Consider the following 21,651-nt stretch of genomic DNA (forward strand, 5'->3'; position numbering starts at 1 on the left):
CGCGAACCCCCAGGATGGCGGCCGACACCCCGGCCGCCATCCTGACCGCGTTCCGGCGCCACCCGACGGAACGGTCTCCCCGGCCTCAGCCACGTGGAACAGTCTGGGAACTCCTCGCTCGCTGCGGACAGGACAGGGCGTGGAGAACTCCCAACGCACCCGGATACGCGCCGGAGACACGGCGGCCTTCGCCGCGCTCTTCGACACCCACGGCCAGGCCGTCCACCGCTACGCCGCACGCAGCACCGGCGACTGGTCCACCGCCGAGGACGTGGTCTCGCTGACCTTCCTGGAGGCCTGGCGACTGCGGACCTCGCTGCACGAGGACGGCGGGCCGCTGCTCCCGTGGCTGTTCGGCATCGCCACCAACGTGCTGCGCAACACCGCGCGTTCGGCGCGCCGGCACCGGGCCGCGATGGAGCGCGTGCCGCCGCGCGAGCTCGTCCCGGACTTCGCCGACGAGCTGGTGGACCGCATGCACGACGCGGCGAAGCTGGCCGCGGCCCAGCGCGCGCTGGCGGCGCTGCGGCGCCCCGAGCGCGAGGTGTTCGCGCTGGTGGTCTGGTCCGGTCTGGACTACGCCTCGGCGGCGGAGGCCCTGGGCGTGCCGGTGGGTACCGTCCGCTCGCGCCTCTCCCGCGCCCGGACCCGGCTCCAGAAACTCACCGCGAAGGAGTTGGAACTCGCCCCCGAGTCCGGACAGTACCGGTCAGGACGGGATGAACCGTCCCAGTCGTACCAGAAGGGAACAAACCGATGAACGCCGCCCCGAGCCCGGAAGAGCGGGCCGAGCTGTCCGCCCTCCTGCCCGCCCCCGGCGTATCGGCCCTCACGGACGACCGCCGCACCGTACTGAGGGGGCACCTGATGACCGAGATCCACAAGCCCGCAGCACCGTCGACCGCCCGCCGTCTGTGGCTGGCCGCGGGCGCGCTGACCGCGGTGGCTGCCACCGTCGCCGCGGTCACACTGACCGCCTCCCCCGGCGGCGCCACCGGCCCCGGCGGCAGCGCCACCGCTCCGATGGCCGTCGGCGAGCCCCTCGCGGGCTCGCACCGGCAGGCGGTGGAGCTGCTGGACAGCATCGCCGACACCGCCTACAGCGCGAACAGCGGCACCGCGCCACGCGGCGACCAGTTCGTCTACGTGGAGACCGAGGACGGCTCGTACGGCGTCGTGCAGGGCGCCGACGGCAAGGACACGGCCCGCTTCTACGCCCCGACGCAGCGGCGGCTCTGGCTTTCGGTGGACGGCAGCCAGGCGGGCCTGCTGGAGGCCCCGGACGCCGATCCGCCGCTGCCCCACCAGTCGCTGACTCCCAACACCCAGCCGAGCATCCAGGGCCCCACCTACGCCTACCTGGCCACGCTGCCGACCGATCCGCACGCGCTGCTGCGGCTCATCTACGCCCAGACCAAGGGCAAGGGGCACACCCCCGACGACGAGGCCTTCGTGGCCATCGGCGACGCGCTGGGCGCCACGACGGCTCCGACGGCGGTGAGCGCCGCCTTCTACCGGGCCGCGGCACTGATCCCCGGCACGGAACTGGTGCCCGACGCCGTGGACACGCTGGGCCGCAAGGGCGTGGGCATCGCGCGCGAGGACAGCCTCGGGGTGCGCACCGAGTGGATCTTCGACACGAGCACCCACGCGTTCCTGGCCTCGGAGTCGGTCCAGGCAGTCGACAGCGCCACGCTGCCGAACCCGTCGGACAGCCCCTCGCTCAGCGCGAGCGCGCAGCAGGACGTCAGTGACCCCGACATCAAGGCCGGCACCGTACTGAGCAGCACCGCCGTGATCACCCGGGCCGTCGTGGACCGGGCCGGGCAGCTGCCGTAGACCCGATGTGCGCGATGGCGACCGTACGACGTGGAGCTGATCGGGTCGTTCCCGCCCCGGTCGGCTCCGGCGGTGGTGGAGATCGGCGCCCGGACGGGGATGTCCCGTGCGGCTCTGACCCGCCGGCGTCGGCCATCGCCGCCGGTCGGCGTCGACCCCCCGGTGGCGATGCCCGCCGAGGCCCGGCAGTGCAACAACCACAAGATCCCGCCCGATCACATGGATCGGACGGGATCTTGTCAGCTGGCCCCGAGTGAACCCGGGACCGGCTGTTGGGTGGGGTGTTGACGAGTGGGGCTGACCAGCGCTGTATCGAGGCCGCTGAAGATCGCTTCCCATTTGGAGGATGATCGCTTCCCGGCAGGCTTTGCTCGGTAACGGGGATCGCACCGGTACGGTGCTCTGTATGGGTGCAGAGGGGGGTGAGCCAGTCCGGCCGTTGCTACTGCTCGACGTGGACGGCCCGCTGAACCCGTTCGCCGGCATGCCGGACGATTGCCCCGAAGGCTTCGAGGTCTTCCGGCTGATGCCGCCGAGCTGGGAGGCCGCCGAACGCGCCCGGCTGGCGGCATGGGGGCTGCCCGGCAGGGGACCGATGCCACTGCCGGTGTGGCTCAATCCGCAGCACGGGGCAGTTCTGGCGGCGCTCCCCTTCGACTTGGTCTGGGCGACGACGTGGGAGTCGGAGGCCAACGCCTACATCGCTCCGCTGGTCGGCTTGCCTGAGCTGCCCTTCATTGCGTGGCCGACGCCACGTCCCATACCGGGCGGGAGGACGTTGTGGAAGACCGCGGAGATCGTCGCTTGGGTGAAGGGCCGCGCTTTCGCTTGGATCGATGACGAGATCACCCGAGCAGACAAGGAGTGGGTGGCTGCCCATCACCGTGGCCCAGCGCTGCTGCACTGGGTCGATCCGCGGCTCGGGCTCGGTCCGCAGGATTTCGCCGCTCTGGAGACGTGGGCGGCGGGCACGCGATGATGCGGGTATGACGGTCGAACCGGGTCAGGTGTCCGCCCAGGCTCACGCGGAACGCATGCGTGCGGCGCTTGCGGCTGCCCGCTGGGATACTACGGATGATCCCGCCGGGGTGGTCGCGGTGCTCGCGCGGATAGTCGAGGGTGTGTGCGGGCCCGTGGCGACGGTCGAGGACGGCCGGACGGTGTTCGGGTCCCAGGCCCTGGGGTCGGCCTATGTCTTCTGTGCTTCCGTGCAGAAGTCCATCAGCCTGGAGTACGCCAGGCAGCATCCGGATCTGCGGGAGTTGTCCCCGGAGGGGCATCTCGCTCTTGTCCGGCCCGTTCTTCCCCAGTTCGAGCGGCAGCGGCTGGAGGCACTGCGGCTTATCGATCAGGAGTTCCCGTTGCCGCGCTGATGGCTCCGGTCCACTGGTCGGGTTGATCGCCGGTTGTCCAAACGATGGTGGCGAACCGCTGGAAGGCTTCCTCGACCCACTGGTGCATGGCCGCCTGCGCGAAGTCGGGTGGGCTGCTGTTCTACTCATGAGTTCAGTGCGCCGTCGAGGACGCCGCCGGGCTCGGGGAAGTAGACCGCAAAACGCCACGCGGGCGGGGTTCTGAACAGCACGACCGTGTTGGGTCGGCCGAGTCTGTCGCGCCAATCCTGCCTGGGTTCGGCCATCATGTCCCGACCCATCGCCCGTCGAGCCCGATCGTCACCGGGTGTGTCCGTGTCCTGGCAAACTGCCAAAGCAGGTTTCCAGCCGGTCCAAGGCATCGAGTACCTGCTCGAAGACGACAGTAAAGGGCCAGGGCGGGGTCTCGGAGTTCCGGGACCAGACCGGGTGGACGACGGCGACCCGGTAGCGGACCTTTCCGGTCCGGGCGTTCTCGTCGTCGAGGCGGGGGAGTACGTCATCACAGGCCCCGCACTCCAGCCAGAATGTCAGAGAGATGCCGTGCCGGGCGTGTCCCGGTGCGATCTCCCGGTCCAAATCGGCCGCGATGGCCGGGGCGAGTCCTCGATATCCCGCCACCATTCGTCTTCCGATTCCAGGTCAGGACACCAGCGAAGCGCGGAGACAGCATTGGGCAACACACCGAACGCAGTGGCAAGTTCCAGGATGGCTGCCCGGTCCGCCCGCAGCAGTGGCGTGTGACGGTCGGAGAGGTTGTCAGCGAGATCCTCGATGGCGAGGCCCCATTCGCCCACGTCCCAAGTGGACAGCAAGCTGACCACGGGTGCGGCTGGCCCGGGAAGGCCCGAGAGTCGCTGGAACTCTGGGCGGTGGAACTGCCAGGGAGCCGTCACAGCAGTTATTGCATCAAAACTCTCAGCCTCTCGCCACGGTTATCTCTCGGTGGACGTCTGCGAATACTGGGCGGTTCGGGTTCAGGGCAGGTGCTGGCGCGCGGATGCCCAGGTTGTGAGTTGGTCTTTGAGCGAACCGGGTTCCAGTCTGGGCATCAGCCGGTCGATGTGCCCGGTGAGGTTTTTGAGACGCCGCAGGGCACCGATCCGCTCGATAGGGAGGTCGCGCCAGCCTGCAGAGTTCGACTCCGCCTGGTGGGGTTCCAGCCAGAGCGCCGCGAGGGTGTCGTTGGCCAGGGCTTCGGGGTTCCAGTCCGGGTCGTCATCCGCGCCGAGATGTTCGATGACCCAGGTGCGGAGCATGAATTCCTGGCAGCGCATGCGTACTTGGTCCCACGGATCGTCGCCGTGGAATCGCCGGTTCGCTGCCAGGGACAGCTTGGCCCAGCGGACACGGGCATGGCGCGGCTCCGTGGATCGGTAGACATGTGACTGCGCAACCACGCGGATACGCTCCAGTTCTTGCCCTCGCTGAAGCCCGGCCATACGGGCCTCAAGTGCTTCGACACTCAAGGAGCTGAGGTTGAGAATCGGCTGGTCCATGTGGTGTCCCCACTCAACTGCAGCGTGCTGCGGCTAGGGAGATCCGACGTTGTTCGAGGTCGACGCCGAGGATCGTGACCCTTGCCGGTCTCTTCGGTCATGGTATGTCACCACCAACTGCAGCCCAGGGCAAGGAACTTGTGTCCGCGACAGGACGGAGCACGCTTCCAATACGACAGTCGGCCCACAAATCTTAAGATAGCAATGAATCACCGCAAATGACTACATCTGCATGAAATGGGGTGATCGCTGCGCTTGCCCAGCACGCAATGTGACCGCTAGGCGGGCTGTTGCGGTCGATTGGGGTCATTGGCAGTCACCATCTGTGATCATGCTCGGCGTGCTCCTACGGTGGCGTGAGCCTTCGGGCCGGAAGGGCCGGACCGAAGCTGGCTGGTGAATCCTGCGGGCGTGAGACAGATGATGACGACGCCGTTGTCCGAGCGTCTGGACGAACAAGAGGCCGTGGCACGTGGTGAGTTGGCCTCGTTGCGGGAGAAGGTCGCCTCCTTGGAGGAGCGGCTCGCACATCTGGCGATCACCCGGGAGACGCTGGCGTCGCCGCAGGGCCGGGGACGCGTGCGCGTCGTCGGCGGGCCGGTGTCTTTGGCCCGGCTCCCGGAGCCGGTCATCGCGTCCGAGACTGAGCCGCCCGCTTCGCCGGGACCGTTGGATCTCGAAGTGGCCAGGGAGAGCGTCCTGGTCCTACTGGCTGGGGCGAACCGGGCGATGGAGGTACAGGACATCGGGGACGCGATCGGCGAGCAGGCCGACCGAGTGGAGACCGCGCGCGGCCGGTTGAAGAAGCTGGCGAAGGAGGGCCTGGTCGTCGAGGTGTCGCCCGCGTGGTTTGCGATCGCGCCCGCCGCCCCGCGCCCTCGCTCGGAAAACGCAGAGGGAGAGGGGGTGGCCTGAGGAGCAAGGCGCGGCGGCACCGTCGAGGGTTCAACTCGACGGCGCCGGATGCGTGAGATCCCGTTCAGCGGTGGCTCACGCGCTTCGAGCGCAATGGTCGTGCATTGCGCTCGAAGCGCGGAGCCGCGAAATCACCGCGCCCGATCGCCTGTTGGCGATTTCAGATGCAAATCGAGGCTCAATGCTTCCCACTACGATCAGTCCCGCTCTGCAGCGGCCACAGCCCGGCACCGATGAAGGCGGCCAGCCGGGCGACGGTGGCGACGTCGGGCCAGGACAGTCCGGCGAGCAGGTCCGCGATGGCCTGCCGATTGCCCCCGGAGCCGTCGGCCACCGCCCGCAGGCTCATCCCCCGCTCGTCCAGGGCCTGGGCAAGGGTGCGGGCGATGTGCCGGACGGCCTCTAACCGCGTTTCCGCTGGTCAGGAGGGGTCGTTGGTGGGGTGTTGACGAGAAGGGCTGAGCAGAGGCTTCACGGTCGGGTCGATGATCGCTTCCCATTCGTGTGGTGATCGTTTCCCGGCGCGCTCGCCGCTGTCCTGCGGGGTGTGCGGGTGCAGGCGGGGCGGGGGCGTGGTGGGGCTGTGCAGGAGACAGCTATGGTCACCGGAGAGGGTGAGGTGCGCGAAGGGGTGCAGGTGGTGGGTGATTACCTGGACAGGATCCAGCGGTTGATGCCGCCGCCGGACCAGGTGCCGCGGGTGGACTGGAGTGCCGCGCCGTTGTTGGCCGGCTTCCAGGTTCCGTCCGATTACCGCGCGTTCGTGGATCGGTACGGGGCGGGGCGTGTCGGGGACGAGTTGCGCGTCTTCACGCCGCTCATGAGCGGGGCCTGGTGCGGTGCCGCGAACGGGTTCGAGGCGATGACCGGATTCACCGAGCACGAGGTCGGGCGGGCCATGCGGGAGATGCGGGAGGACCGGCCCGAGAGTTTCCCGTTCTCGTTCCACCCGGAGCCGGACGGCCTGCTGGCCTGGGCCCGGAACCCGAACTCGGATGCCTGCTTCTGGCACATGGACGGCCCTGATCCCGATGCCTGGCCGGTCTATGTCTGGAACCGCGGCGGCCGTGGCGCGGCGGCCTGGTCCCGCCACGACGACGGCATGACAGGGGTCGTCCACGGCGCACTGACCGGTGCCGGGCCGCTGCGCAGGCTGCTGGCCTCTTCGACCCCGGAGAAGCGGCATGCCTGGTTCCCGGACGCATAAAGGGTGCTGACGCGCGGCGGCGGCCAGAGGCTCTGCGACCGGGGCGCGGATGGAGGGGCGGCCGATCGGGGGTCCGGGCGGGTTCGTCCACGGACCGGCGTCGGCTGGGGTCGATTCGGGCGGGAAGCGTCCGTTTGGTGCAGTGCCGGTCACGGTCCCCCGTGACCCCGCCCCGGCCTGGGCGGCCCTCGCCCCGACCGTCCGGGCGGTGGTCGCGGCCACCGTCACCCAGGTCCCATACGACGTCGAACGGCTCCTGCACGTCACCGGCCGCCTCGCCCTGTGGGCGAACGAGGTCGGGCTGCCGCCGGACCCGGACGCGTGGCTGCGCGGGGAGGTCATCGACGCGTTCGTGCTCTCCCTGGCCGACCGGCACGCCCCGGCAACCCTGCGGACCTACCGGACCTGGCTCCGCCGCGTCCGCCACGCCCTGACCTGGTCCGATAGAGGCGAACCGGTCCCGCCCAAGCTCAGCGCACCGGCCCGGCCGCACCAGCCCTACGAGGCGGACGAGCTCGCCGGACTCCGGCACTGGGCCGGCTATCTGCCCCCGCATCAGCGCGCCGACGCGCTCGCACTGATGGGCCTTGGAGCCGGGCTCGGGCTGATGCCGAAGGAGGTCGCGGCCACCCGGGGCAGCGACCTGCACCGCCACGGCCCCGGGCATCCGCTGGTCCACACCGCCCTGGGCCGACTGGTCGCCGCCCGCCCGGCCTGGAAGGAGGTCCTGGCCGAGCTCGCGGAGCGGGCCGGGTCGGGGTTCTTGTTCCGGCCCGGTCGCACCACCGACTACGCGAAGAACCTGATCGGCTCCTGGCCGAAGCGCCACCCCGCCCCCACTGGCCTGCCCGCGCTGTCGACGGGGCGGCTGCGGGCGTCGTGGATCGTGGAGCTGATGCGCGCGCGGATCTGCCATGACGTCATCGCGACCGCCGCCGGACTCGCCTCGGCCGCGTCCCTGGCCCGCTACCAGCACTTCGTGCCCCCGCTCACCGATGAACAGACGCTGCGGATCCTGCGCGGGCAGGCCCCGTGACCCTCCCGCGCGCCTGGCGCGACCACGAGAAGATCCGGGCCTGCCGTCCCAGGCCCGCCACCGACGCACCCGCGCTGATCCCGGACTCGAAGGTCGGCCAACTCGCCGACCTGGTCCGCACCTGCGGGGCCCTGAAGCTGATCGACGACGAGCTGGACGGGCGTCCGGGACCGCCGGGCCTGCCGGTCCACGTCGTGCTGACCGGTCTGCCGCTGGCCCTGCACTACCACGACACAGCCAGGCTGGCCGATGCCGGGTCCTGCTCGACGAGGTCAGCGACACCGCGAAGCACTGGCTCGGCGCCGCGGACGTGGACCGCACCGATCCGCACGCGCGGATCGCGTTCTGCAAACGGGTCTACCGGGCCTACGACCGGATCACCACCGCGCTGGACCCCGAACGCGTCGACCGCCGCCGACGCCTGCCCCTGGACCAGGCCTCCGCGCATGCCGCGGCCTGGGAGGACACCGATCCCGAGCACCTGCGCCGACGCACCGTGCTGCAGCAGGTCAGCGACGCGTTCGTGCTCGCCCCGGTCCGCCACACCCTCGACCACGGCTGGCTCAAAGGCTGGCCCGGCGACGTCGGCGTCGACATGACCGGCGTCCCGGCCTGGCACCACCCGCCCAGCGACCTCCGGCAACTCGGCTCGGTCGAGACGACCGGGGGCTGGCATTTCAGCGCCGTCGCCACCGAGGGCGCCTTCGGCCACTGCCTCACCCTGACCGTCGCCGCCAGCCGTCGCAGCAGCGGGAAACGGGTCAGCCGACACCCGCAACTCGCGCTCGGAGCCGTGCTCGACACCGGCGGCAAACGCCCCGGCCCCAACGCCGTCCACACCCTCACCCGCCTGGCCGAACTCGACCTGCCCAGCGGGATCCTGGCTGCCGACCGCGCCTACACCGACCAGACCACTGAGCACTTCCAGACCCACGTCCGCCGACTCGGCTACCAGCTCGCTCTGGACTACAAGCAGGAACACCGCGGCATCCAGGGCACCCACCACGGCGCCCTGCTGATCGACGGCTCCCTCGCCTGCCCGCTCACACCCCACCGCGCCGCGACCGCCACCACCACCAACCTGGACGACCAGCAGATCCACGCCATCGACACGGACACCGACCTGCAGGCCCAGATCGCCGCCCGCCGACCCTTCCACCTCAAGGTCAAGCAGCACGCGGACCCCACCGGCACGATCCGGCTGCAATGCCCCGCCGCCGGACCCTCCCCCTCGATCACCTGTCCACGCTTCAACCGGCTCCATCCACCCAGCCGACCCGCACCGGGCACAATCGACCTCACCGACCCCCGAGCCGTCGCCGCCCACCCCGCCGCGAAACCCGCCACCCAGATCCCCACCACCGAACGCCTGCATCCACCACCCCCGGACGAGCTGCCGAGGATCTGCCGCCAACCGACGATCACCATCCGGCCAGGTGACCTGGTGTCCGCGTACTGATCTGAGTGCTCCAGTGCGTACGGAGTTGTGTGCGCCACCGACCCGTGTCAGCGAAGTCGCTTTCATGGCCCGTTCCGCTCACCGTAGTCTCGTGCCGTGGTCGACGAACATGGGGCACCCGACGCCTTCAAGAACCGATGCACGAATGCGGCGTGCACGTTGGAGTCCTGCATCAGCTACTTCATCGAGCGCATCTCGTTGGACGAGTCCAACGAGGACCGCAAGGAGAACACGCTGGACGTGTGGCTGCGCAAGGGGCCGTGGAAGCCCGATGTGGTGGTCTCGCTGTCCAATCTCTACTCGGTTCACCCGTGGGGAACCCGAACTGGCCCCCATCTTTATTGACGGGATCTCCCTGATCCACCTACCGAAGTTGCCGTTGCCCTGGCCCACCGAGGCGCTCGGCCGACTCGATCGCTCCGAGGGCCTGCCCGAACTGGTCTGGTTGAGGATCACCGGACCGATCGAAGTCGACGCTGTGGCCACGACTGTGACCGTCTACCAGGCTCAGAGCGACGACGCGGCCTCTGCGCTCCAGTGACAGCCCGCAGCTGTTCGACGGCTCCGGCAGCAACCGAAATTTGAAGACTGATCAACCGCTCAGGCGACATCGGCCTCCCGCTCGATAGCTTGGAGGCGGTTCTTGAGGCGGTAGCTGTTGCCGTTGATCGCGATGACTTCGCAGTGGTGCAGGAGCCGGTCGAGGATGGCCGTGGCCAGAACCTCGTCACCGAACACCTGTCCCCACTCACTGAAGGTCTTGTTCGAGGTCAGGATGATCGAGCCCTTTTCGTAGCGCTTGGAGATCACCTGGAAGACCAGGTTCGCCTCGGCTCGTTCCAGGGGCTGGTAGCCCACTTCATCGACCACGAGGACGCTGGGCCGCAGGTAGGTGCGGAGCTTGCTGGTCAGCTGGCCGGTGGCCTCGGCGGTCTTGAGGTGGCGGACCATGTCGTCGAGGCTGGTGAAGTAGATCGAGTAGCCGGCCCGGCAGGCGGCGACCGCGAGGGCAACGGCAATGTGGGTCTTGCCGACCCCGGGCGGGCCCAGCAGAGCGGCGTTGGCCTTGGCCTCGACGAAGGAGAGGGTCGCCAGGTCCTTGACCTTGCGCGGGTCGAGCTCGGGCTGGAACGAGAAGTCGTAGTCGTCCATCGTCTTGTGGTGCGGCAGCTTCGACAGCCGCAGTCCCTGGCGGAACCGCCGGTCGTCGCGGACCGCGAGTTCCTCGGACAGGACCAGGTCGAGGAAGTCGACGTAGCCCATCTTCGCCTCGTCCGCCCGCTTGGCGTACTCGTTCAGGCTCTCCACGAGGTGGGGCAGGCCGAGCTTGCCGGCCATGGTGCGGATGCGGTTGCTGACCAGTTCGCTCAACAGGGTTCCTCTGCGCTCGGGTGGGTGGTGAACGGGCGGGTGCCGGTCAGCTCGTCGTAGACGGACAGCGGTCGCCGGCCCACCTCGACGCGGGCAGCGGCGGCCCGACTGAGCAGTGCCCGCAGCGGACCGTCCTCCTCGCGCAGGGCGAGGCCGCGGCGGGGCCGGGGGTCGTCACCGGTCGTGGTGCGGCGGCCCTCCCCGGTGGGCAGGCCGTCCCAGTGGCGCTCGTCGACGATGCGGGCACCACGTCCCACCGCCCTGGAGTGCACGGCCAGCAGGGTGCCGCCAGTGGTGTCGGGGACAGTGGAATGGAGTATGACCTGGAACTTCGTGACCCGGACCTCGACCAGTTGGCGCGGGCGGACCTTGCGGGCGGGCACCGAGTAGAGGTTGGCGTCGAAGGCGACCAGGCAATCCTTGCCGACATGCCGCAGGTGCCGCTGCGCGACCACATAGGGTGCGCGGGGCAGCGGCCGCAAGGCCACGTGGTCGCGGATCGCGCGCAGGCCGATGACCTCGCCGTGGGTACCGTGCACCCGCGCGCGCCGGACCGGCACCCACGCGGTGAACGCGGCGTCGAGTTCCTCGGTCGAGGAGAACGCCCGGCCGGCCAGGACGTGGTCGCGCACGATGGCCACCTGCCGCTCGACCCGGCCCTTGCCCTGGGGGCGGTAGGCGGCGAGCACGTCGATGTCGAAGTCGTAGTGCCCGGCGAACGCCACCGCCTCCGGGTGGAGCGGGACAGCTTCGCCCGGGGCGACGTGTCGGCGGACCACGGTCTTGGTGCGGTCGTAGACGATGCTCATCGGCACTCCGCCGAAGTGCGCGAACGCCTGGCGGTGGCAGTCGAAGAACGTCGCCAGGTCCTGGCTGGTGGTGAAGCAGCAGAAGGGGTCCCGTGAGTACGACAGCGTCATGTGGAATGAGTAGACCTTCGGGATGCCGACGTGGGCCAGGATCCGTCCCTCGTCGCCCCAGTCGACCTGGGCCTGGGCGCCCGGCACGACCTCGAACCGGCGGTGCAGGCCCGCCAGCTCGCCGGGGTTGATACCGAGCTCCCCGGCGATCCGGGGCCGGGCCTCCTGCAAGTAGATCTTGACCCGTTGGTAGTTGATGGCGAACCCGTACTCCTGGGCCAGTCGCTCGTGGATCACCGCTCCCTTGAGCAGGATCTCGGACCGCAGCATCGCGTCGATCAGCGGAGCGACCTCATCCACCGCCCGTTGCCTGGGCAAGGCGCCGGACTCCCGTTGCGGTGGCGCGGCCGGGACCTCACCCGACAAGTACTTGGCGACCGTGCGGCGATTGAGCCCGGTCTCCTTCGCGATCTGCCGCTGGCTCATCGCGCCCGACTCGTACAGGGCGCGAAATCGCCTCAACTCCAACCAGCGATGTGGGTCCAAGACCACGGCCAGCCGCCCCTCTGCCACCCGAACGGACAACAGCAGACTCGCGGACACCACCCCGCCACCGCATCACTTCTGGAGCACAATCACCCGTACGAGGTGGCGCATGTTCGCTCGTACGCCGACACCTGGGGAAACTCGACAAGTTCCGGCAGGACCGGCACTACCTCAGCCCCGAATGGCACGACGCGTTCAAACCCATCCGAGCCAACAACGAGGGCATCAACGGCAAAGCGAAGGGCTACCGGATCGACCTCGCCGAGCCGAAACAACGCCTCGCCCACGGACGCGCCGCCCAGACCATCCTGGTCGCCCTCATGATCTGCACCCTCAACCTGCAGATCCTCCACGACTGGCACTACAGCGCCAGCACCAGCGAGCCATTCGAGACCACCCCCGACGAGAAACCGCCCAGCAGCACACCGCCAACGGTCCCGGCCGAAACCGGACGACCTCCACCGGACGGCTAACGATCGGTCAGCCGAACAACCCGACAGCCCAGCCCCGCACCGCCGAAGATCCCCAGCCTGGCGGCGGCAGCAGCACGCCCTCGGCACCCCGAACCACCCCCAGACCACACCGCTGAGCAGCGGGAACAGGCCCACCAGCACCGCCAACACCCCGGCAGCAGCCACCAGCAGACCCCGAAACCACGAAATCCCGCCCGATCACTTGGATCGGACGGGATCTCGTCAACCATTCCCGACCGAAGTCGAGAACAGCTGGTTGGTGGGCTGTTGACGAGTGGTGCTGACCTGGCAGGCCAGACAACATCTGAAGATCGCTTCCCGTCGTCGCGATGATCGCTTCCCGAATCGAGTTGCCTCAGTGATCCTGTAGGGATGCTGCTGCCCGATGTCGCGTCACTGACCAGCCTGATCGAAGTGGTCCGCATCGCTGCACCGACCGCTGTGTACGCCACGGGAGCTGTAGTCGGCGAGGATCTGGCGATCTGGGACGAGGAGCACAGCCGGCAGGTCCTGAGTCTGATCGCTGAGGTACCAGCAGGTGAACTGCACCGTTGTTTCGCTCCGGCCTACGGCATCCGGGCGCACGGTGCCGCCAACCTGCTGTTTGAGATCGCTTTCTGCTTCCGATGCCACGGCGCGCTTCTCCTAGGGTTGGGTGTCCCGTCCGGCCTGCGGGGGATCCAGGGTTTTGATGCGGACAGCCCAGCTGCCCGTGCTCTGCTTGATCGGTTCCGGGCCTGTGAGAGCGGCTGACTCCTCGATTCCTCGGCGGTCTGTCAGCACTGTGTGGCATCGGGCTTGATGGACTTCCGGTTCGGCCGCCGTATGGCCGTCGTGATGTGGGAGCATCTCGCCATGCGCCTGATCGCCGACGGGGCCACGCCGATATTGCGGTTGGTGCTGGCGAACGAGCTTGAGACCGATGATGGCTATGCCTTCGAGTTGGCGCGCCCGCTCTTCCTTGCCGCTGGTGATCGGATCAGCTTCGAGGAGAGCAAACTCGTCGTCGTGCGGGCGAGCGGCGAGCAGGTGCTCCCCTCTGGCGACTGGTCTACCTGCTGCCGGATCAAGTCTGGGCGCCGCAACTGAGCCGGGCGACGTGGGGCGAGGACGCGAACGAATGCGTCGCACCCCGGCTCGGCCTGCCACCGGTTCCCCTCGTTCCCTGGTCGAAGCCCTCGGAAGATGAAGAGGGGGACGTCCGGGCCGGGCGTCATTGGAAGACCCGGCCGATTGTTGCCTGGGCGGGTGGCCGTGCCTTCGCCTGGGTCGATGACGAGATCACTCGTGCCGACCGGGATTGGGTGGCGGCCCATCACCGTGGCCCTGCGCTGCTGCACCGGGTCGACCCTCGCTTTGGGCTCGGCCCGCAGGATTTCGCCGCTCTGGAGGCGTGGGCGGACAGCGTCCGTTGATGCGGGTGTGGCGGTCGGGCCCGGTCAGGCGACCGTGCTGATGCTTCCGGTCCACCAGTCCGGTTGGTCGCCGGGAGTCCAGTCGATCGCGACGGGATGCTGAAAGGTCTCCTGGACCCACTGGCACATGGTGGCCTGAGCGGACTCGGGCGCGCTGCTGGCCGGCTCGTCGGGCAATGCGCCGTCCAGGATGCCGCCGGGGTCGTCGCAGTAGACGGCGAAGCGCCATGTGAGCGGGGTTCTGAACAGCACGACTGTGTTCGGTCGGCCGACCCTGTCCCGCCAGTGCGGCTTGGACTTGGGCATCACACCTCAGCCTTGCATCCGTCGAGCTTGATCCTCACCTGGCAGTTATGGTCCGCATGGCCGATGACCTCGCCGCGAACGTGCTCTCCGATATGTGGCAGCACTGCTTCGCTGGGCATCGTGATGATCTCGGCCAGGCCGATCGCGTCAGGGACGCCGTCGATGGCGAGGAAGACACCGAAGGGCTGGCGGCCGATGACCTCGCCTGCCACCGGGGTTCCGAGGGGCAGTGCCTGGCAGGTCGCGGCCCAAGCCGCCTGGGCTCGGACTCCGGTTCCGGAGCCGTCGGCGGGCCATGAGTAGTGACTCATGGCCCGATCATGCCACCTCGGGTTCCGAGACCGGCGGTTCAGGGGGATCCGTATCCGGCGGCCATCTCCAGGTTGGACTCGATGGCTCGGAACTGGGCGGTGAGGTATTCGGCCCAGGCGCTCTTGGGGAAGAGTTGGAGGTGGGGGCCGAGGGTTCCGGTGAGCATCCGGCGAAACTTGGTGAGCTCCCTGCTGACCCAGGCCAGTTCCCATGCCTCAAGTTCGGCTTCGCTCGCGCAGAAGTGGTAGCCGCTTTCGCGTGTCCACAACAGGGGTGGCCATTCTCCTTCCGCGCATAGGTCTCGGAGTGTGTGCAGTGCGCGACGGGTCTGCCAGCGGCTGAGTCCGCAGTCCGCAGCGAGTACGAGCAGGGTCAGACCAGCGGGCGCGACTTCCAGGAGCCGGGTGCGGACCAGGTCGGCGTGACGCTCCGCTGTCGCGGAGGGTCGCTTTGGCACGGCTACTCGCCCTTCAGGAGGCGGGCCAGTTCCTCGTCCATGTCGGTCTTGCCGGTGTCGACGGCGGTCTCGATCCAGTCGAGGGTCGCGCGGACCCGGGCGATGTTCTCGTGCACGATAGTGCGTTCGTCCTGGCCCAGGGTGCGGTCGCGCAGGCCGGGGACGGCGCGACCGGCCGCGGCGACGAAGGTGTGGCAGGCGGTGACCAAGTCCAGGAACTCCACGGTGCGGTCGATGTTCCGCACGGCCGGGGCGACGGGGCTGGTGCGCTCGAAGTTCTCGCGGGCCTGGCGGCTGCGCTCGACCTGGGCGTGGTTGACATGGAAGCGGGCGGTGTCATCGCCCATTGCCTTGAACGCGATGTCCGGCCGCCGCAGGAGGTTGGTCGCCGCGGTGGTGGCGACTGCCTCGTCGCGGGTGAACTCCTCGACCACCCGGGCCTTGTTCTCCGGGGAGACTTTGGCCGTGACCTGCGGACGCTGGAGGAAGTCGGTGGTCACTTTCGCGGCGACCTCCTCATCGTGGGCCAAGTGATGGATCGCGGTGATCTTCTCCTGCGTACTCTCGGGGCTGTCGACCGTCCACCCCACCTGGCGTCTGGCGTCGTCAGATGACCACCGCGTCCTACCCGCAGGCGGTGTCTTGATCACGGCGAACCGCTCTACTTCGTTCTCGATCGCCCCCAGGATGCGGTGGATCGTGAACGAGACACCTGCCTGTCGGCGATCTTTCGGCCAGCGCGATGCGGTCCACCTGTTGTTGGACACCGTGCTGAGCTTCAACCCGATGTCAGCGGCAAGCCGGAGCATGGACTGCCTGACCGTCCACTCCGCGTCCACGGGGCCGCTGCGGGGCCTGAGCGGCTCGATCTCCAGGGCACGGTCTCCGATCGTGAACGCGCCCTGGGTCTGCTGTTCCACGACGTCGCGCAGTTCGGCGACGATCTGGTCGTATCGGGACTGGCTGACGCTGCCGACCGTGTCAGTCTCTTGGGTCATGGTGTCACCACCAACTGCGGTCCGGGGCAAGGCGCTTGTGTCCGTGGCAGGACGGGGTCCGCTTTCATGACGAGAGTCGGCCCATAAGTCCTAAGATCGCAATGAATGACCACAAATGACTCCCACTGCGCGAAATCAGTTGCCTGATGGGCTCATCCCGCACGAATTCCGACCGCCACGCAGGCTATTGCGGTCGATTGGCGTCATTGGCGGTCACCATCGGTGCTCTTGTCCGGCGTGCTCCTACGGTGGCGTGAGCTCTCGGACCGGAAGGACCGGCCGGAGCTGACCGGTGGATCCTGCGGGCAGGAGGCAGATGATGACAACGCCGTGGTTCGAGCGTCTGGACGAGGAAGAGGCAGTGGTGCGCGGCGAGTTGGCCGCACTGCTGGAGAAGGCCGCGGTCCTGGAGGAACGACTGGCCCACCTGGTGATTACCAGGGAGACGCTGGCGTCGTTGCAGGGCCGGGGACGCGGGCGCATCATCGAAGGCCCGCTGCCGTCGGCCCGCCCCCCGGGGCCGGCCGTCGCGTTCGAGGCCGAGGCCGAGCCGTCCGCTTCGTCGGGGCCACTGGATCTCGAAGTGGCCCGGGAGGGCATCTTGGTCCTGCTGGCCGGGGCGAACCGGGCGATGAAGGTGCAGGACATCGGGGACGCGATCGGTGAGCAGGCCGATCGGGTGGAGACCACCCGGGCGCGGCTGAAGAAGCCCGTGAAGGAGGGCCTGGTCGTCGAGGTGTCGCCGGCGTGGTTCGCGATCGCGCCCGCCATCCCGCGCCCCCGCTCGGAGAATGCGGAGACAGAGGGGGTGGCCTGAGGAACCAGGCCAGGAGCGGCGCCGTCGAGGGTTCAGCTCGGCGGCGCCGGATGCGGAGGTCCCGTTAAGCGGTGGCTCGCGCGTTTCGAGCGTAGTGGTCATGCAAGAGGATCGAAGCGTGGAGCCGCGAAATCACCGTGCCCGGTCGCCTGTTGGCGTTTTCGGGTCCGAATCGAGGCTCAATGCTTCGCAGTGCAGTCGGTTCCTCTCTGCGGCGGCCACAGCCCGCCACCGGTGAAGGCCGCCAGCCTGGCGACGGTGGCGACGTCGGGCCAGGAGAGTCCGGCGAGCAGGTCCGCGATGGCCTGCCGGTTGACCCCCGAGCCCTCGGCCGCCGCCCGCAGGCTCAGCCCCCGCTCGTCCAGGGCCCCGGCCAGGGCGCGGGAGATGTGCCGGACGGCCTCGGCGGCGGGGTCGGCGGCAGGCTGCTGGGGCCAGGCTTCCGGATCGTCGGTGAGTTGCCGCGGGGGGCGTGCACGGGAGCGTCCGCCGACCATGTGCGCACCATCCTGTCCATAGAAGTCGATCAATTGTGGAATGGCTGCTTGTCCAGCCGGTATGTATGGACCGTGGCCCTTGATCCGCAGACCTCCGCGAAGATCGCCCGCTATCGGCCCCGGAACCCGCCCGCCGTCTGGGACCAGGTCGCTCCGCTGGTGCGCTCGGTGGTCGCCGCGACGGTCACCGCGGTGCCCTACGACGTGGAGCGGCTGCTGCACGTCACCGGACGCCTCGCGCCTGGAGCGGGAACCGGACGGCTGGCTGCGCAACGAGGTCATCGACGCGTTCGTCCTCTCCCTGCTCGGCGAGGTGGGCGCCTCGACGATCCGCACCTACCGGACCTGGCTGCTGCGGGTGCGCGATGCGCTGGCGTTCGCCGAGCGCGGCGAGCCGGCTCCGGCCCGACTGCACGCACCGCCCAACCCGCACCAGCCCTACAGTCCGGCCGAGCTGGCCGGACTGCGGCACTGGGCGGCGCATCTGCCCCGCCAGCAGCGCGCCGACGGCTTGGCTCTGATGGGCCTGGGCGCCGGCTTCGGGCTCACGCCACGCGAGGTTGCGGCCAGCACCGGAGGAGACCTGCGCAGGTCTCCCGACTCCGGCCCGCTGCTGCACACCGGGGTCTGCCGGCCGGTCCCGCTGGCGGCCCGCGCCGCTTGGGACCCACTCCTGGGCGAACTGGCCGGTACAGCGGGCCGGGGCTACCTGTTCCGTCCCCGGCGCACGGTGGAGTTCGCCAAGAACCTGGTCAATTCCTGGCCGCTGGTCCACCGTCCGCCCGACCCGCTGCCCGCCCTGTCGGCGGGACGGCTGCGGGCGACGTGGATCGTGGAACTGATGGCCGCCCGCATCGACCACGACCTGATCGCTAAGGCAGCCGGCCTGGCATCGGCCGCCTCTCTCGCCCGCTACCAGCACCACGTCCCCCCTCTCGACGACGCCACCGCGATCCGGCTGCTGCACGGACCCGCCCGGTGACCCTGCCGCACTCCTGGCGCAACCCTGTGAAGATCCGGGCCTGCCGTCCCAAGCCCGCCACCGACGCCCCCGCCACCCTCGCCGACTCCAAGGTCGGCCAGCTCCTGCACCTGGTCCGCGCCAGCGGCAGCCTGGACCTGGTCGAACAAGAGCTGGCGGGGCGGCCCGGACCGTCCGGCCTGCCGGTCGAGGCCATGCTGACCGGACTGCTGCTGGCGCTGCACTACCACGACAGCGCTCAACTCGCCGTCGCCTGCCGAGTCCTGCTCGACGAGATCACCGACACCGCCAGAGCCTGGTTGGGCATCGGGACCGTGGACCGCACCGACCTCCACCAGCGAATCGCATTCGCCAAGCGCGTCTACCGAACCTTCGACCGCCTCACCACCGCCCTGGACCCCGAACGCGTCGACCGCCGCAGCCGCCTGCCCCGCAACCGGGCCGACGCACACGCCGCCACCTAGGAAGACACCGACCCCGAACACCTGCGCAGACGAGCAGTGCTGCAGCAGGTCAGCGACGCGTTCGTGCTCGCCCCGGTCCGCCACGCCATCGACCGCGGCTGGCTCAAGAGCTGGCCCGGCGACGTCGGCGTCGACATGACCGGCGTCCCTGCCTGGCACCACCCGCCCAGCGACCACCGCGACCTGGGCTCCATCGAGACCACCGCCGGCTGGCACTTCAGCGCCGGCGACACCGAGGGCGTCTTCGGCCACAGCCTGACCCTGGCCGTCGCCGCCAGCCGCCGCAGCAACGGCCAGCGCATCAGCCGACACCCGCAGCTCGCGCTCGGAGCCGTCCTGGACACCGGCGGCAAACGCCCCGGCCCCAACGCCGTCCACGCCCTGCAGCAGCTGCAGCACCTCGGGCTGCCGACCGGCGTGCTGGCGGCCGACCGAGCCTACACCGACCAGAAGTCCGAACACTTCCAGACCCACACCCGCCGACTCGGCTACCAACTCGCACTGGACTACAGGCAGGAACACCGCGGCATCCAGGGCACCCACCACGGCGCCCTGCTGATCGACGGCACCCTCGCCTGCCCCCTGACCCCCGCCCCGACCGCCACCGCCACCACCGGCCTGGACGACAAGCAGATCCGCGAGATCGACACCAACGAAGAACTGAAGAAGCGGATCGCGGCCCGCGAACCCTTCCACCTCAAGCACAAGCAGGGCCCCGACCACACGGGCACGATCCGGCTGCAGTGCCCCGCCGCCGGGACCTCGCCCTCGATCACCTGCCCGCGCTTCAACCGGCTCCACCCACCCGCTCGCACCGCACCCGTCGCCGTGGACCTGACCGACCGGCGGGCCGTCGCCGCCCACTCCGCCGCGAAACCCGCCGCCCAGATCCCCCAGGCCGAACGGCTTCACCCGCCCACGGCGAAGGAACTGCCCAGGATCTGCCGACAACCGACGATCACCATTCACCCCGGCGACCTGGGGAAACTCGACAAGTTCCGGCAGGACAGGCCCTACCTCAGCGACGCCTGGCACGACGTCTTCAAACCTATCCGGGCGAACAACGAAGGCCTCAACGGGCGCGGGAAGGGACACCGGGTCGACCTCGCCGAGCCGAAGCACCGCCTCGCCCACGGCCGCGCCGCCCAGACCATCTTGGTCGCCCTGACGATCTGCACCCTGAACCTGCAGATCCTCCACGACTGGAAACACACCACCGGCACCACCGAGCCGATCCCGGCGGCCGAAGACAAAGGACCATCGCCCATTGCGCCTGCGGGCAGTCCCGCCGCGACCGGACGACCCCCGCCAACCGGCTAACCCACAGTCATGCGAAGAATCCGAGAGCCAGGCCCCGCACCGCCGATGATCCACACCTCGTCGGCGGCCCCGGCATGCCCTCCGCACCCCGAACCACCCCCAGACCACACCGCTGAGCAGCGGAAACCGAGCCACAGGGCCGCCCCGGCACTACAACAGCAGTCGGACGGACCCTGAAACCACGAGATCCCGCCGAGAAGAAGCTTCTCGACGGGATCTCGTCAACCATTCCTGAGCTAACTCAAGAACAGCTGTTGGGTGGAGCTGAGGGGATTCGAACCCCTGGCCCCCTCGATGCGAACGAGGTGCGCTACCGGACTGCGCCACAGCCCCAACGAGAAGAAACTCTATCAGGTCCGCGGGGGTGCTCGTGCACGGTCCCGGTGCAGGTCCGGGGCCTGGGGTGGAGCTACTCGTTGGCGGCGCGGGGACGGGGGTCGTCCTCGGCCGCGTACTGGTCGAAGAGCGGGGTGGAGGCGGGGCGCGGGGTGGCCGGGCGGGTGGGCGCGGTCGGGGCCGGTGCGGCCGGCGGCGGGGTGACCGCGCGGCCCGCGCTCCAGGTGTCGGGGCCGCCGAGGTCCAGGCCGCTGGTGCGGCGCGGGGCCACCGGCGCGGTGACGTAGGTGGGCAGCGGGACCGGGACCGGGTCCCAGGAGCCCGCCTCGGCCTCGGGTGCGCTCTCCTGCGGCCCGTCCGCCCAGTCCTCGGAGTCGGCGGCCTCGACCAGCGCGCCGGAGCCCGCGGCGGTCCGGCCGCCCGGGTAGCCGAACTCCGGCGGCCCGGCGGTCGGCTCGGTGTCCGGGACGGCGGCGGCGTGCCTGCGGTCCCGCTCGCGCTCCCGCTCGCGCAGCCGCTGCGCGGCGTCGGCGGCGCGGCGGCGGTCCAGCTTCACCTCGAACCGGCGGCGCTCCTGGCGGCGCAGGTGGGAGATGTAGAGGGAGAACAGCACGGCCGGGATCGCCGGGACCCAGAGCAGCGCGACTCCGCCGACGGCGGCGGTGACCATCCCGGCGGTGAAGGCGACGAACAGCAGGATCACCATCCGGCGGCGGCGCGCCAGGACGGCGGCCCGCCGCTGGGACTCGGGGCCGCGCCCGGGACCGGCCGCCGGGGCGGGCGGCGCGACGGCGACCGGGACCGCCTGCCCGGGGTCCTCCTGCGGACCGGGCTGGGCTTCGCCGTCCAGGTTCCGGGAGACCCGCCGTTCGAGCCCCGCACGCCCGGACAGCAGGCGGATGGCAGTGCTGAACCGTTCGGTGGGGCGGGCCTCGTTGAGCTCGTCCTGCCTGCGGAGCCACATCGGCACCAGGTAGGCAGCCCAGGCCCCCACGATCACCGCGTAGATGAGGCCACTACTGCTCACGCTTCACACCGTACGGGCGCGAGGGAACGCCTCGCGACAATTTCGGCCGGTGTGTCGCGTACTCATGCTCATCTCACCTTATTTTCGTCGCCTTGAGCGACAGAACGACGGACAGCTGGCCTGATCGAACAAATATATGAAG

At 69.6% G+C, this 21,651-nt stretch carries 27 protein-coding genes, 1 tRNA gene and 1 pseudogene; 17 read left to right on the forward strand and 12 right to left on the reverse strand.

What is annotated here, in order from left to right:
- Nucleotides 1–139: 139 nt before the first annotated feature.
- The 4 genes from GXP74_RS35940 to GXP74_RS35955 all read left to right on the forward strand — a co-directional run bounded on the left by GXP74_RS35940 (nt 140) and on the right by GXP74_RS35955 (nt 3,212).
- Nucleotides 140–760 carry an RNA polymerase sigma factor gene (locus GXP74_RS35940; RefSeq protein WP_182455401.1) on the forward strand — a complete coding sequence of 207 codons (621 nt, stop codon included), beginning with the start codon at nt 140–142 and terminating at the stop codon, nt 758–760.
- A complete protein-coding gene (locus tag GXP74_RS35945) occupies nt 757–1,839 on the forward strand; it encodes a CU044_5270 family protein (RefSeq protein WP_182455402.1) in 1,083 nt (360 codons plus the stop codon). Before GXP74_RS35940 ends, GXP74_RS35945 begins: the two co-directional genes overlap by 4 nt.
- Before the next feature lie 406 nt (nt 1,840–2,245).
- A complete protein-coding gene (locus tag GXP74_RS35950) occupies nt 2,246–2,818 on the forward strand; it encodes a hypothetical protein (RefSeq protein ID WP_182456877.1) in 573 nt (190 codons plus the stop codon).
- A 7-nt stretch (nt 2,819–2,825) separates the two neighbouring features.
- Entirely contained in the window at nt 2,826–3,212 is a 387-nt protein-coding gene (locus tag GXP74_RS35955) for a hypothetical protein (protein ID WP_182455403.1), read from the forward strand.
- Nucleotides 3,213–4,189: 977 nt separating this feature from the next.
- Here GXP74_RS35955 and GXP74_RS35960 read toward each other — a convergent pair.
- A complete protein-coding gene (locus tag GXP74_RS35960; protein ID WP_182455404.1) occupies nt 4,190–4,711 on the reverse strand; it encodes a hypothetical protein in 522 nt (173 codons plus the stop codon).
- 411 nt (nt 4,712–5,122) lie between these two features.
- Between GXP74_RS35960 and GXP74_RS35965 the strand changes: the two genes are divergently transcribed.
- Nucleotides 5,123–5,626, forward strand: a complete 504-nt coding sequence (locus GXP74_RS35965; protein ID WP_182455405.1) for a hypothetical protein — start codon at nt 5,123–5,125, stop codon at nt 5,624–5,626.
- Nucleotides 5,627–5,804: 178 nt separating this feature from the next.
- On the opposite strand, the gene GXP74_RS35970 is transcribed toward GXP74_RS35965, so the two are convergent.
- A complete protein-coding gene (locus GXP74_RS35970; RefSeq protein ID WP_225448740.1) occupies nt 5,805–6,014 on the reverse strand; it encodes a helix-turn-helix transcriptional regulator in 210 nt (69 codons plus the stop codon).
- Between the two features lie 210 nt (nt 6,015–6,224).
- On the opposite strand from GXP74_RS35970, the gene GXP74_RS35975 reads away from it, so the two are divergent.
- The 5 genes from GXP74_RS35975 to GXP74_RS35995 all read left to right on the forward strand — a co-directional run bounded on the left by GXP74_RS35975 (nt 6,225) and on the right by GXP74_RS35995 (nt 9,869).
- Nucleotides 6,225–6,833 (forward strand): hypothetical protein, encoded by a 609-nt coding sequence (locus GXP74_RS35975; protein WP_182455407.1) that lies wholly within the window; start codon nt 6,225–6,227, stop codon nt 6,831–6,833.
- 142 nt (nt 6,834–6,975) lie between these two features.
- Nucleotides 6,976–7,869, forward strand: a complete 894-nt coding sequence (locus tag GXP74_RS35980; protein WP_182455408.1) for a hypothetical protein — start codon at nt 6,976–6,978, stop codon at nt 7,867–7,869.
- Nucleotides 7,870–8,179: 310 nt separating this feature from the next.
- Entirely contained in the window at nt 8,180–9,328 is a 1,149-nt protein-coding gene (locus GXP74_RS35985; RefSeq protein ID WP_182455409.1) for a hypothetical protein, read from the forward strand.
- Nucleotides 9,329–9,424: 96 nt separating this feature from the next.
- Nucleotides 9,425–9,673, forward strand: coding sequence for a hypothetical protein (locus tag GXP74_RS35990; RefSeq protein ID WP_182449776.1), 249 nt, complete (start codon nt 9,425–9,427; stop codon nt 9,671–9,673).
- 34 nt (nt 9,674–9,707) lie between these two features.
- Nucleotides 9,708–9,869 (forward strand): hypothetical protein, encoded by a 162-nt coding sequence (locus GXP74_RS35995; RefSeq protein WP_182449777.1) that lies wholly within the window; start codon nt 9,708–9,710, stop codon nt 9,867–9,869.
- 59 nt (nt 9,870–9,928) lie between these two features.
- Here the strand turns inward: GXP74_RS35995 and istB are convergent, their stop codons facing one another.
- From istB to GXP74_RS36010, 3 genes are all read right to left on the reverse strand, one after another.
- A complete protein-coding gene (gene istB, locus GXP74_RS36000; RefSeq protein WP_182449778.1) occupies nt 9,929–10,699 on the reverse strand; it encodes an IS21-like element helper ATPase IstB in 771 nt (256 codons plus the stop codon).
- A complete protein-coding gene (gene istA, locus GXP74_RS36005; protein ID WP_182449779.1) occupies nt 10,696–12,111 on the reverse strand; it encodes an IS21 family transposase in 1,416 nt (471 codons plus the stop codon). Before istA ends, istB begins: the two co-directional genes overlap by 4 nt.
- 83 nt (nt 12,112–12,194) lie before the next feature.
- Nucleotides 12,195–12,458, reverse strand: a complete 264-nt coding sequence (locus tag GXP74_RS36010) for a hypothetical protein (RefSeq protein ID WP_182455410.1) — start codon at nt 12,456–12,458, stop codon at nt 12,195–12,197.
- Between the two features lie 492 nt (nt 12,459–12,950).
- On the opposite strand from GXP74_RS36010, the gene GXP74_RS36015 reads away from it, so the two are divergent.
- The 3 genes and pseudogenes from GXP74_RS36015 to GXP74_RS41250 form a co-directional block, all read left to right on the forward strand.
- A complete protein-coding gene (locus tag GXP74_RS36015; RefSeq protein ID WP_182455411.1) occupies nt 12,951–13,331 on the forward strand; it encodes a hypothetical protein in 381 nt (126 codons plus the stop codon).
- A 48-nt stretch (nt 13,332–13,379) separates the two neighbouring features.
- Entirely contained in the window at nt 13,380–13,667 is a 288-nt protein-coding gene (locus GXP74_RS36020) for a hypothetical protein (protein WP_182455412.1), read from the forward strand.
- A pseudogene (locus GXP74_RS41250) lies at nt 13,622–13,993 on the forward strand (hypothetical protein); the annotation flags it as partial. The gene GXP74_RS36020 and the pseudogene GXP74_RS41250, both read left to right, overlap by 46 nt.
- A gap of 24 nt (nt 13,994–14,017) precedes the next feature.
- Here the strand turns inward: GXP74_RS41250 and GXP74_RS36025 are convergent.
- From GXP74_RS36025 to GXP74_RS36040, 4 genes are all read right to left on the reverse strand, one after another.
- Nucleotides 14,018–14,245 (reverse strand): hypothetical protein, encoded by a 228-nt coding sequence (locus GXP74_RS36025; protein ID WP_182455413.1) that lies wholly within the window; start codon nt 14,243–14,245, stop codon nt 14,018–14,020.
- Between the two features lie 53 nt (nt 14,246–14,298).
- Nucleotides 14,299–14,511 carry a hypothetical protein gene (locus GXP74_RS36030; RefSeq protein WP_192045218.1) on the reverse strand — a complete coding sequence of 71 codons (213 nt, stop codon included), beginning with the start codon at nt 14,509–14,511 and terminating at the stop codon, nt 14,299–14,301.
- Between the two features lie 137 nt (nt 14,512–14,648).
- Nucleotides 14,649–14,879, reverse strand: coding sequence for a hypothetical protein (locus GXP74_RS36035; protein ID WP_182455414.1), 231 nt, complete (start codon nt 14,877–14,879; stop codon nt 14,649–14,651).
- A gap of 191 nt (nt 14,880–15,070) precedes the next feature.
- Complete coding sequence (locus tag GXP74_RS36040; protein ID WP_182455415.1) at nt 15,071–16,066, reverse strand: DUF6192 family protein; 996 nt, start codon at nt 16,064–16,066, stop codon at nt 15,071–15,073.
- A gap of 319 nt (nt 16,067–16,385) precedes the next feature.
- Between GXP74_RS36040 and GXP74_RS36045 the strand changes: the two genes are divergently transcribed.
- Nucleotides 16,386–16,883 (forward strand): hypothetical protein, encoded by a 498-nt coding sequence (locus GXP74_RS36045; protein WP_182455416.1) that lies wholly within the window; start codon nt 16,386–16,388, stop codon nt 16,881–16,883.
- 179 nt (nt 16,884–17,062) lie between these two features.
- On the opposite strand, the gene GXP74_RS36050 is transcribed toward GXP74_RS36045, so the two are convergent.
- Complete coding sequence (locus GXP74_RS36050) at nt 17,063–17,380, reverse strand: helix-turn-helix transcriptional regulator (protein ID WP_182455417.1); 318 nt, start codon at nt 17,378–17,380, stop codon at nt 17,063–17,065.
- Nucleotides 17,381–17,693: 313 nt separating this feature from the next.
- On the opposite strand from GXP74_RS36050, the gene GXP74_RS36055 reads away from it, so the two are divergent.
- The 3 genes from GXP74_RS36055 to GXP74_RS36065 are packed head-to-tail and all read left to right on the forward strand — an operon-like array spanning nt 17,694 to nt 20,146.
- The gene (locus GXP74_RS36055; protein WP_225448430.1) at nt 17,694–18,362 is read left to right on the forward strand and encodes a hypothetical protein; all 669 of its coding nucleotides are present in this window, start codon (nt 17,694–17,696) and stop codon (nt 18,360–18,362) included.
- A complete protein-coding gene (locus tag GXP74_RS36060) occupies nt 18,359–18,826 on the forward strand; it encodes a hypothetical protein (protein ID WP_182455418.1) in 468 nt (155 codons plus the stop codon). Before GXP74_RS36055 ends, GXP74_RS36060 begins: the two co-directional genes overlap by 4 nt.
- A 36-nt stretch (nt 18,827–18,862) precedes the next feature.
- A complete protein-coding gene (locus GXP74_RS36065; RefSeq protein ID WP_182455419.1) occupies nt 18,863–20,146 on the forward strand; it encodes a hypothetical protein in 1,284 nt (427 codons plus the stop codon).
- Nucleotides 20,147–20,405: 259 nt separating this feature from the next.
- Here GXP74_RS36065 and GXP74_RS36070 read toward each other — a convergent pair.
- Both GXP74_RS36070 and GXP74_RS36075 read right to left on the reverse strand, forming a co-directional pair.
- Nucleotides 20,406–20,479: transfer RNA gene (locus GXP74_RS36070), tRNA-Ala, on the reverse strand.
- 76 nt (nt 20,480–20,555) lie between these two features.
- Entirely contained in the window at nt 20,556–21,509 is a 954-nt protein-coding gene (locus tag GXP74_RS36075) for a hypothetical protein (RefSeq protein ID WP_182455420.1), read from the reverse strand.
- Nucleotides 21,510–21,651 lie beyond the last annotated feature (142 nt).

The sequence above is a fragment of the Streptacidiphilus sp. P02-A3a genome (genome assembly GCF_014084105.1).
Taxonomy (GTDB): domain Bacteria; phylum Actinomycetota; class Actinomycetes; order Streptomycetales; family Streptomycetaceae; genus Streptacidiphilus.

Excerpts from the sequence above, each read along its gene's own strand:
- GXP74_RS35945 (WP_182455402.1), top strand. The coding sequence starts at position 757 with ATGAACGCCGCCCCGAGCCCGGAAGAGCGGGCCGAGCTGTCCGCCCTC.
- GXP74_RS35950 (WP_182456877.1), top strand. The coding sequence starts at position 2,246 with ATGGGTGCAGAGGGGGGTGAGCCAGTCCGGCCGTTGCTACTGCTCGAC.
- GXP74_RS35955 (WP_182455403.1), top strand. The coding sequence starts at position 2,826 with ATGACGGTCGAACCGGGTCAGGTGTCCGCCCAGGCTCACGCGGAACGC.
- GXP74_RS35960 (WP_182455404.1), bottom strand. The coding sequence starts at position 4,711 with ATGGACCAGCCGATTCTCAACCTCAGCTCCTTGAGTGTCGAAGCACTT.
- GXP74_RS35975 (WP_182455407.1), top strand. The coding sequence starts at position 6,225 with ATGGTCACCGGAGAGGGTGAGGTGCGCGAAGGGGTGCAGGTGGTGGGT.
- GXP74_RS36015 (WP_182455411.1), top strand. The coding sequence starts at position 12,951 with ATGCTGCTGCCCGATGTCGCGTCACTGACCAGCCTGATCGAAGTGGTC.
- GXP74_RS36020 (WP_182455412.1), top strand. The coding sequence starts at position 13,380 with ATGGACTTCCGGTTCGGCCGCCGTATGGCCGTCGTGATGTGGGAGCAT.
- GXP74_RS36040 (WP_182455415.1), bottom strand. The coding sequence starts at position 16,066 with ATGACCCAAGAGACTGACACGGTCGGCAGCGTCAGCCAGTCCCGATAC.
- GXP74_RS36045 (WP_182455416.1), top strand. The coding sequence starts at position 16,386 with ATGACAACGCCGTGGTTCGAGCGTCTGGACGAGGAAGAGGCAGTGGTG.
- GXP74_RS36050 (WP_182455417.1), bottom strand. The coding sequence starts at position 17,380 with ATGGTCGGCGGACGCTCCCGTGCACGCCCCCCGCGGCAACTCACCGAC.